14 protein-coding genes are annotated in these 15,376 nt (G+C 61.1%); 11 read left to right on the top strand and 3 right to left on the bottom strand.

Annotated elements, in window-relative coordinates; all coding sequences use genetic code 11:
* The first annotated feature begins 10 nt into the window (after positions 1 to 10).
* From J0G10_RS28400 to fdhA, 7 genes are all read left to right on the top strand, one after another.
* Complete coding sequence (locus J0G10_RS28400) at positions 11 to 1,264, top strand: serine hydroxymethyltransferase (protein ID WP_007913117.1); 1,254 nt, start codon at positions 11 to 13, stop codon at positions 1,262 to 1,264.
* Between the two features lie 20 nt (positions 1,265 to 1,284).
* The gene (locus J0G10_RS28395; protein WP_034155011.1) at positions 1,285 to 2,535 is read left to right on the top strand and encodes a sarcosine oxidase subunit beta; all 1,251 of its coding nucleotides are present in this window, start codon (positions 1,285 to 1,287) and stop codon (positions 2,533 to 2,535) included.
* A gap of 14 nt (positions 2,536 to 2,549) precedes the next feature.
* Positions 2,550 to 2,879, top strand: coding sequence for a sarcosine oxidase subunit delta (locus tag J0G10_RS28390; protein WP_007913119.1), 330 nt, complete (start codon positions 2,550 to 2,552; stop codon positions 2,877 to 2,879).
* Positions 2,876 to 5,893, top strand: a complete 3,018-nt coding sequence (locus J0G10_RS28385; protein ID WP_220557093.1) for a sarcosine oxidase subunit alpha — start codon at positions 2,876 to 2,878, stop codon at positions 5,891 to 5,893. Before J0G10_RS28390 ends, J0G10_RS28385 begins: the two co-directional genes overlap by 4 nt.
* A 132-nt stretch (positions 5,894 to 6,025) precedes the next feature.
* Positions 6,026 to 6,658, top strand: a complete 633-nt coding sequence (locus J0G10_RS28380) for a sarcosine oxidase subunit gamma (protein WP_008086919.1) — start codon at positions 6,026 to 6,028, stop codon at positions 6,656 to 6,658.
* Between the two features lie 215 nt (positions 6,659 to 6,873).
* Positions 6,874 to 7,731 (top strand): formyltetrahydrofolate deformylase, encoded by an 858-nt coding sequence (purU, locus tag J0G10_RS28375; protein WP_064589552.1) that lies wholly within the window; start codon positions 6,874 to 6,876, stop codon positions 7,729 to 7,731.
* Between the two features lie 199 nt (positions 7,732 to 7,930).
* A complete protein-coding gene (gene fdhA / locus J0G10_RS28370; RefSeq protein WP_093429915.1) occupies positions 7,931 to 9,130 on the top strand; it encodes a formaldehyde dehydrogenase, glutathione-independent in 1,200 nt (399 codons plus the stop codon).
* Between the two features lie 252 nt (positions 9,131 to 9,382).
* Here the strand turns inward: fdhA and J0G10_RS28365 are convergent, their stop codons facing one another.
* Positions 9,383 to 10,057 (bottom strand): anti-sigma factor, encoded by a 675-nt coding sequence (locus tag J0G10_RS28365; protein ID WP_220557092.1) that lies wholly within the window; start codon positions 10,055 to 10,057, stop codon positions 9,383 to 9,385.
* Positions 10,054 to 10,689 (bottom strand): RNA polymerase sigma factor, encoded by a 636-nt coding sequence (locus J0G10_RS28360; protein ID WP_095050274.1) that lies wholly within the window; start codon positions 10,687 to 10,689, stop codon positions 10,054 to 10,056. The genes J0G10_RS28365 and J0G10_RS28360 overlap by 4 nt, the downstream gene beginning before the upstream one ends.
* 150 nt (positions 10,690 to 10,839) lie before the next feature.
* On the opposite strand from J0G10_RS28360, the gene J0G10_RS28355 reads away from it, so the two are divergent.
* Positions 10,840 to 11,397, top strand: coding sequence for a DUF2780 domain-containing protein (locus J0G10_RS28355; RefSeq protein ID WP_095050275.1), 558 nt, complete (start codon positions 10,840 to 10,842; stop codon positions 11,395 to 11,397).
* Position 11,398: 1 nt separating this feature from the next.
* On the opposite strand, the gene J0G10_RS28350 is transcribed toward J0G10_RS28355, so the two are convergent.
* Positions 11,399 to 12,286 carry an acyltransferase gene (locus tag J0G10_RS28350; protein ID WP_220557091.1) on the bottom strand — a complete coding sequence of 296 codons (888 nt, stop codon included), beginning with the start codon at positions 12,284 to 12,286 and terminating at the stop codon, positions 11,399 to 11,401.
* 257 nt (positions 12,287 to 12,543) lie between these two features.
* On the opposite strand from J0G10_RS28350, the gene rloA2 reads away from it, so the two are divergent.
* The 3 genes from rloA2 to creC all read left to right on the top strand — a co-directional run bounded on the left by rloA2 (position 12,544) and on the right by creC (position 15,219).
* The gene (gene rloA2 / locus J0G10_RS28345; RefSeq protein ID WP_095050277.1) at positions 12,544 to 13,047 is read left to right on the top strand and encodes a retropepsin-like aspartic peptidase RloA2; all 504 of its coding nucleotides are present in this window, start codon (positions 12,544 to 12,546) and stop codon (positions 13,045 to 13,047) included.
* Between the two features lie 73 nt (positions 13,048 to 13,120).
* Complete coding sequence (creB, locus tag J0G10_RS28340) at positions 13,121 to 13,801, top strand: two-component system response regulator CreB (protein ID WP_038363216.1); 681 nt, start codon at positions 13,121 to 13,123, stop codon at positions 13,799 to 13,801.
* Positions 13,801 to 15,219 carry a two-component system sensor histidine kinase CreC gene (gene creC / locus J0G10_RS28335; RefSeq protein ID WP_220557090.1) on the top strand — a complete coding sequence of 473 codons (1,419 nt, stop codon included), beginning with the start codon at positions 13,801 to 13,803 and terminating at the stop codon, positions 15,217 to 15,219. Before creB ends, creC begins: the two co-directional genes overlap by 1 nt.
* Positions 15,220 to 15,376: the final 157 nt, after the last annotated feature.

Here is a 15,376-nt window from a genome sequence, read left to right as displayed (position 1 = left end):
GAGAGACGCGATGTTCAGCAAGCAAGACCAGATCCAGGGTTACGACGATGCACTGCTGGCGGCGATGAATGCCGAGGAGCAACGTCAGGAAGATCACATCGAGCTGATCGCGTCGGAGAACTACACCAGCAAACGCGTGATGCAAGCGCAAGGCAGCGGCCTGACCAACAAATACGCCGAAGGCTATCCGGGCAAGCGCTACTACGGTGGCTGCGAGCACGTCGATAAAGTTGAAGCACTGGCCATCGAACGCGCCAAGCAACTGTTCGGCGCCGATTACGCCAACGTCCAGCCACACTCCGGTTCATCGGCCAACAGTGCCGTGTACCTGGCGCTGATCCAGCCGGGCGACACCATCCTCGGCATGAGCCTGGCCCACGGCGGTCACCTGACCCACGGAGCCAAGGTGTCGTCCTCGGGCAAGCTCTACAACGCCGTGCAGTACGGCATCAACACCGACACCGGGCTGATCGATTACGACGAAGTCGAGCGTCTCGCCGTCGAATCCAAGCCGAAAATGATTGTTGCCGGTTTCTCCGCTTACTCGAAGACCCTGGACTTCCCGCGCTTCCGTCAAATCGCTGACAAGGTCGGCGCGCTGCTGTTCGTCGACATGGCCCACGTCGCCGGTCTGGTCGCTGCTGGCCTGTACCCGAACCCGCTGCCGTACGCCGACGTGGTCACCACCACCACGCACAAAACTTTGCGCGGTCCACGTGGCGGGCTGATCCTGGCCAAGTCCAACGAAGAAATCGAGAAGAAGCTCAACGCCGCCGTGTTCCCCGGCGCCCAGGGCGGCCCGCTGATGCACGTCATCGCCGGTAAAGCCGTGTGCTTCAAGGAAGCGCTGGAGCCCGGCTTCAAGGCGTATCAGCAACAAGTGATCGACAACGCTCAGGCGATGGCCAGCGTGTTTATCAAACGTGGCTACGATGTAGTGTCCGGCGGTACCGACAACCATCTGTTCCTGGTCAGCCTGATCCGTCAGGGCCTGACCGGCAAAGATGCCGACGCCGCCCTTGGCCGTGCACACATCACCGTCAACAAGAACGCCGTGCCGAACGATCCGCAGTCGCCATTCGTGACCTCGGGCCTGCGCATCGGCACCCCGGCCGTCACAACTCGCGGCTTCAAGGTGACCCAGTGCGAAGTGTTGGCCGGCTGGATCTGCGACATCCTCGACAACCTCGGCGATGCCGATGTTGAGGCCAATGTTGCCCAGCAAGTGTCGGCCCTGTGCGCAGACTTCCCGGTTTATCGCTGAGTGTTCTGGAGTAACTGACTATGCAACGCTATTCGGGCTTCGGCCTCTTCAAACACTCCCTCAGCCACCACGAAAACTGGCAGCGCATGTGGCGCACGCCGACGCCGAAGAAGGTCTACGACGTGGTCATCGTCGGCGGCGGCGGGCACGGTCTGGCGACGGCTTACTACTTGGCCAAAGAACACGGCATCACCAACGTCGCCGTGGTCGAGAAGGGCTGGCTGGGCGGCGGTAACACCGCGCGCAACACCACCATCGTGCGCTCCAACTACCTGTGGGACGAGTCGGCGCACCTGTACGAACACGCGATGAAATTGTGGGAAGGCCTGTCGCAGGATCTCAACTACAACGTGATGTTCTCCCAGCGTGGCGTCTACAACCTGTGCCACACCCTGCAGGACATCCGTGATTCCGAGCGTCGGGTCAGCGCCAACCGCCTCAATGGCGTCGATGGCGAACTGCTCAACGCCAAGCAAGTCGCTGACGAGATTCCGTACCTCGACTGCTCGAAAAATACTCGCTACCCAGTGTTGGGCGCGACTGTTCAGCGTCGCGGCGGCGTTGCCCGTCACGATGCCGTGGCCTGGGGCTTTGCCCGTGCCGCTGACGCCCTCGGTGTCGACTTGATCCAGCAGACCGAAGTGATCGGCTTCCGCAAGGAAAACGGCGTGTGCATCGGTGTCGAAACCAACAAGGGCTTCATCGGCGCCAAGCGCGTCGGCGTGGTCACGGCCGGTAACTCCGGGCACATGGCCAAACTCGCCGGTTTCCGCCTGCCGATCGAATCCCACCCGCTGCAAGCGCTAGTGTCCGAGCCGATCAAACCGATTATCGACAGCGTGATCATGTCCAACGCCGTGCACGGTTACATCAGCCAGTCCGACAAGGGCGACCTGGTGATCGGCGCCGGTATCGACGGCTACAACGGCTACGGCCAGCGTGGTTCGTACCCGGTGATCGAACACACCATTCAGGCCATCGTCGAGATGTTCCCGGTGTTGTCCCGCGTACGCATGAACCGCCAGTGGGGCGGCATCGTCGACACCACCCCGGACGCTTGCCCGATCATTTCGAAAACCCCGGTACCGAACATGTTCTTCAACTGCGGTTGGGGCACCGGTGGCTTCAAGGCCACACCTGGCTCGGGCAACGTGTTTGCCGCGAGTCTGGCCAAGGGTGAAATGCACCCGTTGGCCGCACCGTTTTCCATCGACCGTTTCCACAACGGCGCACTCATCGACGAACACGGCGCTGCTGCCGTCGCCCACTAACAGGAGAAATCCCCATGTTGCATATCTTCTGTCCTCACTGCGGCGAGTTGCGCTCCGAAGAGGAATTCCACGCATCCGGCCAGGCGCACATTCCGCGCCCGCTCGATCCAGGCGCCTGCACCGACGAGGAGTGGGGCGACTACATGTTCTTCCGCGATAACCCGCGCGGACTGCACCACGAACTGTGGGATCACGTCGCCGGTTGCCGCCAGTACTTCAACGTCACCCGCGACACCGTGACTTACGAGATTCTCGAAACCTACAAGATCGGCACCAAGCCGCAATTCACCGACAAGGCTGATTCGGCGAAAACAGCCACGACGGCGCTGGGAGAGAAGGTATGAGCCAGACCAATCGCCTGTCCAACGGTGGACGGATCGACCGCAACAAAGTGCTGAGCTTCACCTTCAACGGTCAGAGCTACAAAGGCTTCGAGGGTGACTCGCTGGCCGCCGCACTGATCGCCAACGGCGTCGATATCATCGGCCGCAGCTTCAAGTATTCGCGTCCGCGCGGGATTTTCGCTGCTGGTGCCGAAGAGCCGAACGCGGTGCTGCAGATCGGTGCTACCGAAGCCACGCAGATTCCCAACGTGCGCGCCACGCAACAGGCGTTGTATCAAGGCCTGGTTGCGACCAGCACCAACGGCTGGCCGAGCGTCAACAACGACATGATGGGTATTCTCGGCAAGGTCGGCGGCAAGCTGATGCCGCCGGGTTTCTACTACAAAACCTTCATGTACCCGCAGTCGTTCTGGATGACCTACGAGAAGTACATTCGCAAGGCTGCCGGTCTGGGCCGTTCGCCGACCGAGAATGATCCGGACACCTACGACTACATGAACCAGCACTGCGACGTGCTGATCGTCGGCGCTGGCCCGGCCGGTCTGGCCGCTGCCCTGGCCGCTGCGCGCAGCGGTGCCCGAGTGATTCTGGCCGATGAGCAGGAAGAGTTCGGTGGCAGCCTGCTCGATTCCCGCGAAAGCCTCGACGGCAAACCGGCGATGGACTGGGTCGCCAGCGTCATCACGGAACTGAAGAACACCCCGGACGTGCTGCTGTTGCCGCGCGCCACGGTCAACGGTTACCACGACCACAACTTCCTGACCATTCACGAACGCCTTACCGATCACCTCGGCGACCGTGCGCCCATCGGTCAGGTGCGTCAGCGTATTCACCGTGTTCGCGCCAAGCGTGTCGTGCTGGCGACCGGTGCTTGCGAGCGTCCGCTGGTTTACGGCAACAACGATGTGCCGGGCAACATGCTTGCCGGTGCGGTGTCGACTTACGTGCGTCGTTACGGCGTAGCACCGGGCAAGAAGCTTGTCCTCAGCACCAACAACGATCACGCCTACCGCGTGGCACTGGATTGGCTCGACGCCAGTCTGCAAGTGGTGGCCATCGCCGATGCGCGCAGCAATCCGCGTGGTGCGCTGGTGGAAGAAGCCCGCGCCAAAGGCATCCGCATTCTCACCGGCAGCGCCGTGATCGAAGCCCGTGGCAGCAAGCGTGTTACCGCTGCTCGCGTTGCCGCGATCGATGTCAAAGCGCACGCCGTGACCAGCCCGGGCGAATGGCTCGACTGCGATGTGATCGCCAGTTCCGGCGGTTACAGCCCGGTCGTTCACTTGGCCTCGCACCTCGGTGGCAAGCCGACCTGGCGTGAAGACATCCTCGGTTTCGTTCCGGGCGAAGCACCGCAGAAGCGCGTGTGCGTTGGTGGCATCAACGGCGTGTACGGTCTCGGCGATTCGCTCGCTGACGGTTTTGATGGTGGCGTGCGCGCTGCCGCTGAAGCCGGTTTCCAGACTGTCGAAGGCGTGCTGCCAAAAGCCCTGAGCCGTCACGAAGAACCGACGCTGGCGCTGTTCCAGGTGCCGCATGAAAAGAACACCGCACGGGCGCCGAAGCAATTCGTCGACCTGCAAAACGACGTGACCGCCGCCGCCATCGAACTGGCAACCCGCGAAGGTTTCGAATCGGTCGAACACGTCAAACGCTACACCGCGCTGGGTTTCGGCACCGATCAGGGCAAGCTCGGCAACGTCAACGGTCTGGCCATCGCGGCCCGCTCGCTGAACGTGACCATCCCGCAGATGGGCACCACCATGTTCCGTCCGAACTACACGCCGGTGACTTTCGGCGCCGTGGCCGGTCGTCACTGTGGGCACATCTTCGAGCCGGTGCGCTACACCGCGCTGCATGCCTGGCATGTGAAGAACGGTGCCGAGTTTGAAGACGTCGGTCAGTGGAAGCGTCCATGGTACTTCCCGAAAAACGGTGAAGACCTGCATGCCGCCGTGAAGCGTGAATGCAAAGCTGTGCGCGACAGCGTCGGCCTGCTCGACGCCTCGACCCTCGGCAAGATCGACATTCAAGGCCCGGATGCCCGCGAGTTCCTCAACCGCGTGTACACCAACGCCTGGACCAAACTTGACGTGGGCAAGGCTCGCTACGGTTTGATGTGCAAAGAAGACGGCATGGTCTTCGACGACGGTGTGACGGCGTGCCTGGCCGACAACCATTTCGTCATGACCACCACCACCGGCGGCGCGGCGCGCGTGCTGCAGTGGCTGGAGCTGTACCACCAGACTGAATGGCCGGACATGAAGGTTTACTTCACCTCCGTGACTGACCACTGGGCGACCATGACCCTGTCCGGACCGAACAGCCGCAAGCTGCTCAGCGCCGTGACCGACATTGATCTGAGCAACGAAGCGTTCCCGTTCATGACCTGGAAAGAAGGTCTGGTCGGCGGCGTGCCGGCGCGGGTGTTCCGCATCTCGTTCACCGGTGAGCTGTCGTACGAAGTCAACGTGCAGGCCGACTATGCGATGGGCGTGCTGGAGAAAATCGTCGAGGCCGGCAAGCAGTACAACCTGACCCCGTACGGCACTGAAACCATGCACGTCCTGCGTGCCGAGAAGGGCTTCATCATTGTCGGTCAGGACACGGACGGCTCGATGACCCCGGATGACTTGAACATGGGCTGGTGCGTCGGTCGCACCAAACCGTTCTCGTGGATCGGCCAGCGTGGGATGAACCGTGAAGACTGCGTGAAGGATCAGCGTAAACAGTTGGTCGGCCTGAAGCCGATTGATCCGAATGTCTGGCTGCCGGAAGGCGCGCAATTGGTGTTCAACACCAAGCAGGCGATCCCGATGACCATGGTCGGCCACGTGACGTCCAGCTACGCGCACAACTCCCTCGGTTATTCGTTTGCCATGGGTGTGGTCAAGGGCGGTCTGAAGCGCATGGGTGAGCGGGTGTTTGCACCGCTGGCAGATGGCAGCGTGATCGAGGCGGAGATTGTTTCTTCGGTGTTCTTTGATCCGAAGGGTGATCGCCAGAACATCTGACACTGATCGTTCCCACGCTCTGCGTGGGAATGCATCCCGGGACGCTCCGCGTCCCAAGAGCGGACGCAGAGCGTCCATGGCGGCATTCCCACGCAGAGCGTGGGAACGATCAAGAATTCAGGAAGGTGCTTTATGACCACAGCCAATGTTTACCAACAACGCCCGACCACCGGCGCCAAGGCCGAGTCGTCGCTGCACCATGCCGACCTCGCCAGCCTGGTCGGCAAGGGCCGCAAGAACGCCGGCGTGATCGTGCGGGAAAAGAAACTCCTCGGCCACCTGACCATTCGTGGCGATGGCCACGATGCCGCGTTCGCCGCCGGTGTGCACAAGGCCCTGGGTATCGAACTGCCCGGCGCTCTGAGCGTGATCGTCAAAGGCGAAACCAGCCTGCAATGGATGGGCCCGGATGAGTGGCTACTGATCGTGCCGAGCGGTGAAGAATTCGCCGCCGAACAGAAACTGCGTGAAGCCCTGGGCGATCTGCACATCGCGATCGTCAACGTCAGCGGTGGCCAGCAGGTGCTCGAACTGAGCGGCCCGAACGTGCGTCAGGTGCTGATGAAATCGACCAGCTATGACGTGCATCCGAATAACTTCCCGGTCGGTAAAGCGGTGGGCACGGTGTTCGCCAAGTCGCAGCTGATGATTCGCCACACCGCTGAAGACACTTGGGAACTGCTGATTCGTCGCAGCTTTTCGGATTACTGGTGGTTGTGGTTGCAGGATGCTTCGGCTGAGTACGGGTTGAGCGTTCAGGCCTGAAAGATCAAAAGCCACCCCCTCACCCCAGCCCTCTCCCCCAGGGGGGAGAGGGGGAAGGGAGCAGATTTGTGTGTTTTTCGAGCCTGAGTTCGACGCGATATTTCAGGTCGGCGTAGCTCGAACGAACACCTCGGTCAGTCCCCTCTCCCTCTGGGAGAGGGCTAGGGTGAGGGAAAAACCTGACACCCCGCACAAAGAACAGGAGTCACCGCACCATGAGCCGCGCCCCAGACACATGGATTCTGACCGCCGACTGCCCCAGCGTCCTCGGCACCGTGGACGCGGTGACGCGTTTTCTGTTCGAGCAGGGTTGCTACGTCACCGAGCACCATTCGTTTGATGACCGCCTCTCCGGGCGTTTCTTCATTCGCGTGGAATTCCGTCAGCCCGACGGCTTCGACGAACAATCCTTCCGCGCCGGTTTAGCCGAACGTGGTCAGGCCTTTGGCATGGTCTTCGAACTGACCGCGCCGAACTACCGGCCGAAAGTGGTGATCATGGTCTCCAAGGCCGATCACTGCCTCAACGACTTGCTCTACCGCCAGCGCATCGGCCAGTTGTCGATGGACGTCGCGGCGGTGGTCTCCAATCACCCGGACCTCAAACCGCTGGCCGACTGGCACCAGATTCCCTACTACCATTTCCCCCTCGACCCCAACGACAAACCGTCGCAGGAGCGTCAGGTGTGGCAGGTGATCGAAGAGTCCGGCGCCGAACTGGTGATCCTCGCCCGCTATATGCAGGTGCTGTCGCCGGAGCTGTGCCGCAAGCTCGATGGCAAGGCGATCAACATTCACCACTCGCTGCTGCCGGGCTTCAAGGGCGCCAAGCCGTATCACCAGGCCTACAACAAGGGCGTGAAACTGGTTGGCGCGACGGCGCATTACATCAATAACGACCTCGATGAAGGGCCGATCATTGCCCAGGGTGTCGAGGCGGTGGATCACAGTCATTACCCTGAGGATCTGATTGCCAAGGGGCGCGATATTGAAGGCCTGACGCTGGCGCGGGCGGTTGGGTATCACATTGAGCGGAGGGTGTTTCTCAACGCCAATCGTACGGTCGTTCTTTAGGCCGCCATCGCTGGCAAGCCAGCTCCCACAGGGATTTGTGTCGTACACAGGATTTGAATCCAATCCGAACCTTGTGGGAGCTGGCTTGCCAGCGATGAGGCCCTGACAGGCAACACATAAACAGCATCTGTACCCGAGCACTCAACGCGCTGCCTGCCTGGGCAACGCGGTTCCATAAAAACAACAGCGAGGTGAAAGCATGTCTGGCAATCGTGGTGTGGTGTATCTCGGCGCTGGCAAGGTCGAAGTACAGAAAATCGACTATCCGAAAATGCAGGACCCGCGCGGTCGCAAGATCGAGCACGGGGTCATTCTCAAAGTGGTTTCCACCAACATCTGCGGCTCCGACCAGCACATGGTGCGCGGCCGTACCACGGCGCAAACCGGTCTGGTGCTGGGGCACGAGATCACCGGCGAGGTGATCGAAAAAGGCTCCGACGTCGAAAACCTGAAAATCGGTGACTTGGTCTCCGTACCGTTCAACGTGGCTTGCGGGCGCTGCCGTTCCTGCAAAGAGCAACACACCGGCGTGTGCCTGACCGTCAACCCGGCCCGTGCCGGCGGTGCTTACGGTTACGTCGACATGGGCGACTGGACCGGTGGCCAAGCCGAGTACGTGCTGGTGCCATACGCCGACTTCAACCTGTTGAAACTGCCGGACCGCGACAAGGCCATGGAGAAAATCCGCGACCTGACCTGCCTCTCCGACATCCTCCCTACCGGTTACCACGGCGCCGTCACTGCCGGCGTTGGCCCGGGCAGCACCGTTTACATTGCCGGCGCCGGCCCGGTCGGTCTGGCCGCAGCCGCTTCCGCGCGTCTGCTCGGTGCGGCGGTGGTGATCGTCGGCGACGTCAACACCATCCGCCTGGCCCACGCCAAGGCGCAGGGTTTTGAAATCGTCGACCTGTCCAAGGACACGCCGCTGCACGAACAGATCGCCGCACTGCTGGGCGAGCCGGAAGTGGATTGCGCAGTGGACTGCGTCGGCTTCGAAGCACGCGGCCACGGCCACGACGGCGTGAAAGCCGAGGCTCCGGCCACCGTACTCAACTCACTGATGGGTGTGGTGCGCGTGGCCGGCAAGATCGGTATTCCCGGCCTGTACGTCACCGAAGATCCGGGCGCTGTCGATGCCGCCGCGAAAATGGGCAGCCTGAGCATTCGCTTCGGTCTGGGCTGGGCCAAGTCGCACAGCTTCCACACCGGCCAGACGCCGGTGATGAAATACAACCGTCAGCTAATGCAGGCGATCATGTGGGATCGCATCAACATCGCCGAAGTGGTGGGCGTGCAGGTGATCAGCCTCGATCAGGCGCCGGAAGGGTATGGCGAGTTCGATGCAGGCGTGCCGAAGAAGTTTGTGATTGATCCGCATAAGTTGTTTAGTGCGGCGTAAGGCTTAAGTTCGATACAAAACGGCGACTTCAGGGGCGCCGTTTTTTTGTTTAGAGCCAAGGTCAAAAGCTACCCCTCACCCCAGCCCTCTCCCGGAGGGAGAGGGGGCCGACCGAGGGATGCTCACAATTTACGCCGACCTGAAAATACCGCTGTGAATCCATAATCGGCTCGGTAATTCAGGTCGATGAAACTCGAGAGAACACCACGGTCAGTCCCCTCTCCCTCTGGGAGAGGGCTAGGGTGAGGGGCTTTACAAGGCCGCCAACGTCCCTTGATACAGCACCGGCCCCGTCGGCTGCCCGGTCGGCGAACCACCTTTCGGTTCCAGGCTCACTGCCAGCGCAATCGGTTTGCCGATCAACACCTTCTGCGCCTCGTTCAACTCAACCTTGGCTTTGCCGCCCGCCGGAATAACGCCGAGGGAAATCGGTTTGCCATCCGCCGGAATCGCCCACAGCTCCAGGCTACGATCCGAATCAACCGCCGCCAGCGTCAGCGGCTCAACTTGCAGATAATCCGCATGCGCTTCGACCTTCAGCGCCGGTTGCGCATCGGCGGTCAGCAGCGTGGCGCGGTAGCGGGCGTCGTCGCGGTTGTACAGCGAGCCGAGGAACACCAGCACCACGAGCGAACACAGCGCAGCGGTAACCCGTAGCCAGTTCCAGAACGGCCGCTTCTCGGGCACATGCAGCACTTGCGGTTCGATCCGCGCGGTAATGCCGTGCCACACGCGGTCGGGCACCGGATGTTCCGGCAGCGCTTCGGTGAGAGAGACGAGGCTTTCCTGCCATTGCGCCAGTTCAGCCCTTAATGCCGCGTCATCCAGCAGCAACTGTTCAAAGCGCCGCCGCGCAGGTGCAGACATCAGGCCAATCGCGTAATCGGCGGCGAGGGCGCGGCGCAGGGCAGGGGTCTGGTAGTTCATGATTCAAGGCACCGGCGCAGACGTTCGAGGCCACGGCGAATCCAAGATTTGACTGTCCCCAGTGGCGTGGCGAGATGTTCGGCGAGTTCCGTGCACGACAATCCTTGAAAGTAGGCCACGGTGATTGACTGGCGCTGCATGCTTTCGAGGGTTTCGAGGCATCTGTTCAGCGCGTTGGCCTCACGGGCGCTGTTCAGTTGCTCGTGAACCGAGGGGCTTTCGTCCGGCAGTGTGTCCTGTTCCAGATCGGTCAGTGGCCTTTCGCGATGTTTACGCAACTGATCGATGGCCTGATTACGGGTGATGTTGATCATCCAAGTCAGCGGCGCCGACAGGTGCGCTTCGTAGCGCGAGGCGTTGTTCCAGATGCGCACGAAGCTTTCCTGCAGCACTTCCTCCGCCAGATCGGTGCGGCCCATAAACCGCAGGGCGACGCCATGCAGACGCGGGCCGACGCTGCGGTACAGCGTTTCGAAGGCGCGACGATCGCCCAGTGCACACTGGGCCAACAGCTGGCGCAACTGATCGGTGTCGGCGATGGAAATGACCACTCTCCAGGCAAAGGTCGAGCGACGAGGGCTGGGCTCGGACTGTTCACAGGCTAGTTCAGCGACAGCGGTTGTGCCATTCATCGCGAAGGTGTCCGGGATTTCACGTTTTATATACGCAGGCCGGACGAAAATGGATGCGCCGCGCCGGAACATGCCGGCGGATACCCGGTCAAACCGGCAGTTTCACTGCTCGTGCAACGGGTGGTTTTCACAGCGCAAGAGGATGTCTGAATGAAGATTTCACGCGGTATTGCCTTGGCATCGCTCCTGACCCTGGCCGCCGGGCCGGTGTTTGCCGGTTTCAGTCTGAACGACGTCGCTGGTGCGGTTTCGGGGATGCAGGGCGGTGACAAGGCGGCCGCTGCGGCGCCGACCTCGGAAACCGCCGGTTTGCTCAGTGCTCTCAGTGCGCTGGATGTCACGCCGGAGCAAGCCGTTGGCGGCACCAGTGCGATGCTCGGTCTGGCCAAGAATCAATTGAGCAGTACCGATTATTCGCAGTTGGCCAAAGAAGTGCCAGGCATCGACAAACTGTCGGGTGGCAGCGGCAATCTGGCGGCGTTGGGCGCTTTGCTCGGCTCGTCCGGCAAGTCCGCCGGGCTGGAGAATGCGCTGGGCAACGTCAAGGACACCAATGACCTGAACAATGCCTTCAGCGCATTGGGCATGGACAGCGGCATGATCGGCCAGTTTGCCCCTGTGCTGTTGCAATACCTCGGTCAGCAGGGCGTCGGCGGTTCGCTGCTGAGCAGCCTGGGCAGCATCTGGGGTGCCGGCACCGGTAGCTGATTCAGCCGCGTTCGCGGCGCAGTTCGGCGATGCGCTGATCCTTCTCGTTCCAGAGCTGGTTGACCCAGTTCTGGACCGTCTGGCGGAACGCCGGATCATTCTCGTAATCGCCCTGCCACAGTGCCGGGTCGAGTTCGCGGGTCTTGATGTCGATGATCACGCGCGGCACTTTGCCGCTGATCAAATCCCAGAAACCCGGGATGTTCGCCTGTGGATAAACCACCGTGACATCGAGAATCGCATCCAGCTGTTCACCCATCGCCGCCAGCACAAACGCTACGCCACCGGCCTTGGGCTTGAGCAAATACTTGAACGGTGATTGCTGCTGCGCGCTTTTCGCGGCGGTGTAGCGCGTGCCTTCCAGGTAATTCACCACGGTCACTGGCTGACGCTTGAACAGCTCGCAGGCCTGTTTGGTGATTTCCAGATCCTTGCCGGCCAGCTCCGGATGCTTCGCCAGAAACGCCTTGGTGTAGCGTTTCATGAACGGGTAATCCAGAGCCCACCATGCCAGTCCGAGAAACGGCACCCAGATCAGTTCTTTCTTGAGGAAGAATTTGAAGAACGGCGTGCGGCGGTTGAGGGTCTGGATCAGCGCCGGAATGTCGACCCACGACTGGTGGTTACTGACCACCAGATACGAAGTGTCACTGCGCAAGTCTTCGCCACCGCGAATGTCCCATTGGGTGGGGATGCACAGGCGGAAAATCAGCTTGTCGATCTCGGCCCAGGTCTCGGCGATCCACATCACCGCCCCCGACGCGTAATCGCGCCAGCGGCCTGGTGCGATCAGTTTGAGCAGAGCAAATACCAGCAACGGCCCGATCAGGATCAGGGTGTTGAGCAACAGCAGCAGGGTGACGAAACAGCCGGTGAGCAGGCGGCGCATAAGCAACTCTTTGCAAACGGATGGGCACGCCATGATAAGCAGCTTCGCGCGACAGGCCAAATCGGCGGTGACGAATGTTTCACTTTAGTCGCGTTAACCTGATCGTTCCCACGCTCTGCGTGGTAACGCCGCCCGGGACGCTCCGCGTCCCTGTGACGCAGAGCGTCACTGGATGCATGCCCACGCAGAGCGTGGGAACGATCAAGCGCGCAACGGTCTAAAATCCCGTTGCCCAACCTCTCAAGGAAGCCCCTTACGTGAAATCCCTCCTTGCACTGTTTGCCCTCGTCGCCCTGCCGGTCATGGCCGCCGAGCCGACCCTGTACGGGCGCTATGAATACATCGCGCTGCCGGAAATCGGCGGTGAAGTGCTCAAGGCCAAGATGGACACCGGCGCCCTGACCGCCTCGCTGTCGGCCAAGGACATCGAGACCTTCACCCGCGATGGCGATGAATGGGTGCGGTTCCGCCTCGCCACCAAAGACGCCAGCAACAAGGTCTATGAACACAAGGTCGCGCGGATCAGCAAGATCAAGAGCCGTTCGGATGAAGAGGACGAGGGCGAAAGCACCGAAGTCGCCAAGCGCCCGGTGGTCGATCTGGAACTGTGTCTGGGTAACGTCAAGCGTACCGTCGAGGTCAACCTGACCGACCGCAGCAACTTCAACTACCCGCTGCTGATCGGTGCCAAGGCCTTGCGTGAATTCGGCGCGGCAGTGAACCCGGCGCGGCGCTTCACCGCCGACAAACCGGACTGCTGAACCAAGTGGTCTCATTGACGTAACGTCAGGCTTGGGGCACCGTTCGCGCACCTAACCCACGGGCTCGGACGCCATGCCTCATATCCTGATTGTCGAAGACGAAGCGGCGATTGCCGACACGCTGATTTTTGCTCTGCAGGGCGAGGGCTTCACCACCACGTGGCTGAGCCTCGGCGCGGCGGCGCTTGAACATCAGCGGCAGACGCCGGCCGATCTGATCATCCTCGACATTGGCCTGCCGGACATCAGCGGTTTCGAGACCTGCAAGCAACTGCGGCGCTTCAGCGAGGTGCCGGTGCTGTTCCTCAGCGCCCGCGATGCCGAGATTGATCGTGTGGTCGGGCTGGAAATCGGCGCCGACGACTACGTGGTCAAGCCGTTCAGCCCGCGAGAAGTCGCGGCGCGAGTGAAGGCAATCCTGAAACGCATGGCGCCGCGTCCAGCGATTGAGACCAGTTCAGCGCTGTTCCGTATTGATCCGGAACGGATTCAAATCATTTATCGCGGCCAGACGTTAAGCCTGACCCGCCACGAATTCCGCCTGCTGCAATGCCTGCTCGAACAACCCGAGCGGGTCTTCAGCCGCGAGCAATTACTCGATGCGCTGGGCGTGGCGGCCGACGCCGGTTACGAGCGCAGCATCGACAGCCACATCAAAAGCGTGCGCGCCAAACTGCGTCTGGTGCGTGCCGACGCCGAGCCGATCCAGACCCATCGCGGCCTCGGTTACAGCTACAGCCCGGGGCACAGCTGATGTCACTGGGGCTGCGGATCTTTTTGGTGTATGTGCTGTTTGTCGGCCTGACCGGGTATTTCGTGCTCAACACGGTGATGGAAGAAATCCGCCCCGGCGTGCGCCAGTCCACCGAAGAAACCCTGGTCGATACCGCCAACCTGATGGCGGAAATCCTCCGTGATGATTTCAAGGCCGGCACCCTCAGTGAGAATCGCTGGCCTGAATTGCTGCGCGCGTATGGCGAGCGTCAGCCGCAAGCGACCATCTGGGGCTTGCCGAAAAATCAGGTCAACCACCGTATCTACGTCACCGACGCGAAAGGCATCGTCGTGCTCGATTCCAGTGGTGTCGCGGTCGGTCAGGATTACTCGCGCTGGAACGACGTCTACCTGACCCTGCGCGGTGAGTACGGCGCACGTTCGAGCCGCAGTGATCCGGATGACGCCAGCTCGTCGGTGATGCACGTCGGCGCGCCGATCCGCGACAACGGCCAGATCATCGGTGTGGTCACCGTGGCCAAGCCGAACAGCTCATTGCAGCCCTACGTCGATCGCACCGAGCGGCGCCTGCTGTTTTACGGCGCCGGATTGATCGGTCTCGGTCTGCTCTTTGGCGCATTGCTGTCGTGGTGGCTGAGCCGCGCGCTGCATCGTCTGACCGGTTATGCCCAAGCGGTGAGTGAGGGCCGGCGGGTGGAAGTGCCGCATTACCGTGGCGGTGAACTGGAACAATTGGCTACCGCCGTGGAACAGATGCGCACGCAACTGGAAGGCAAGGCCTACGTCGAGCGTTATGTGCACACGCTGACCCATGAACTGAAAAGTCCGCTGGCGGCGATTCGTGGCGCGGCGGAGTTGCTGCAAGGGGACATGCCGCCGGTTCAGCGATTGCGCTTTGTCGGCAACATCGACAGTGAAAGTGCGCGGATGCAGCAGTTGATCGAACGGTTGCTGAATCTGGCGCAGGTGGAACAACGTCAGGGCCTTGAAGAGCGGGTCGCCGTGCCGTTGGCGGCGCTGGTTGATCAGTTGTTGCAGGGGCAGGCGGCGCGAATTGAAGGCAAACAGTTGCGCATCGAACAGACCATTGCGGCGGATCTGCTGTTGATTGGCGAGCCGTTTCTGCTGCGTCAGGCGTTGGGTAATCTGCTGGAGAATGCGCTGGATTTCACCCCGGTTGAGGGGCTGCTGCGCTTCAGTGCCGAGCGGGTTGGCGAGCAGATCGAATTTCGATTGTTCAATGAAACGGCGCCGATTCCTGACTACGCTTTGCCGCGTTTGACTGAACGCTTCTACTCATTGCCGCGCCCGGACAGTGGACGAAAAAGCACGGGGTTGGGGCTTAACTTCGTTGAAGAAGTGGTCAAGTTACATGGTGGGACGATGCAGATTCGTAATGTCGAAAGTGGTGTTGAGGTGACATTGCGCTTGCCTTGATTCCGTCAAAAGATCGCAGCCTTCGGCAGCTCCTACATAGGGTGCGTACACCTGTAGGCGCTGCCGAAGGCTGCGATCTTTTGATTTTTCCACACAATCTCCACATTCCCCCCACAAAACCCCCACACCCACTCAGCAGACTCTCCCCATCCAAACA

Origin of the sequence: Pseudomonas germanica (assembly GCF_019614655.1) — a bacterium.
Classification (GTDB): Bacteria; Pseudomonadota; Gammaproteobacteria; order Pseudomonadales; family Pseudomonadaceae; genus Aquipseudomonas; species Aquipseudomonas neuropathica.
This window is presented reverse-complemented; position numbering and strand designations above follow the sequence as displayed.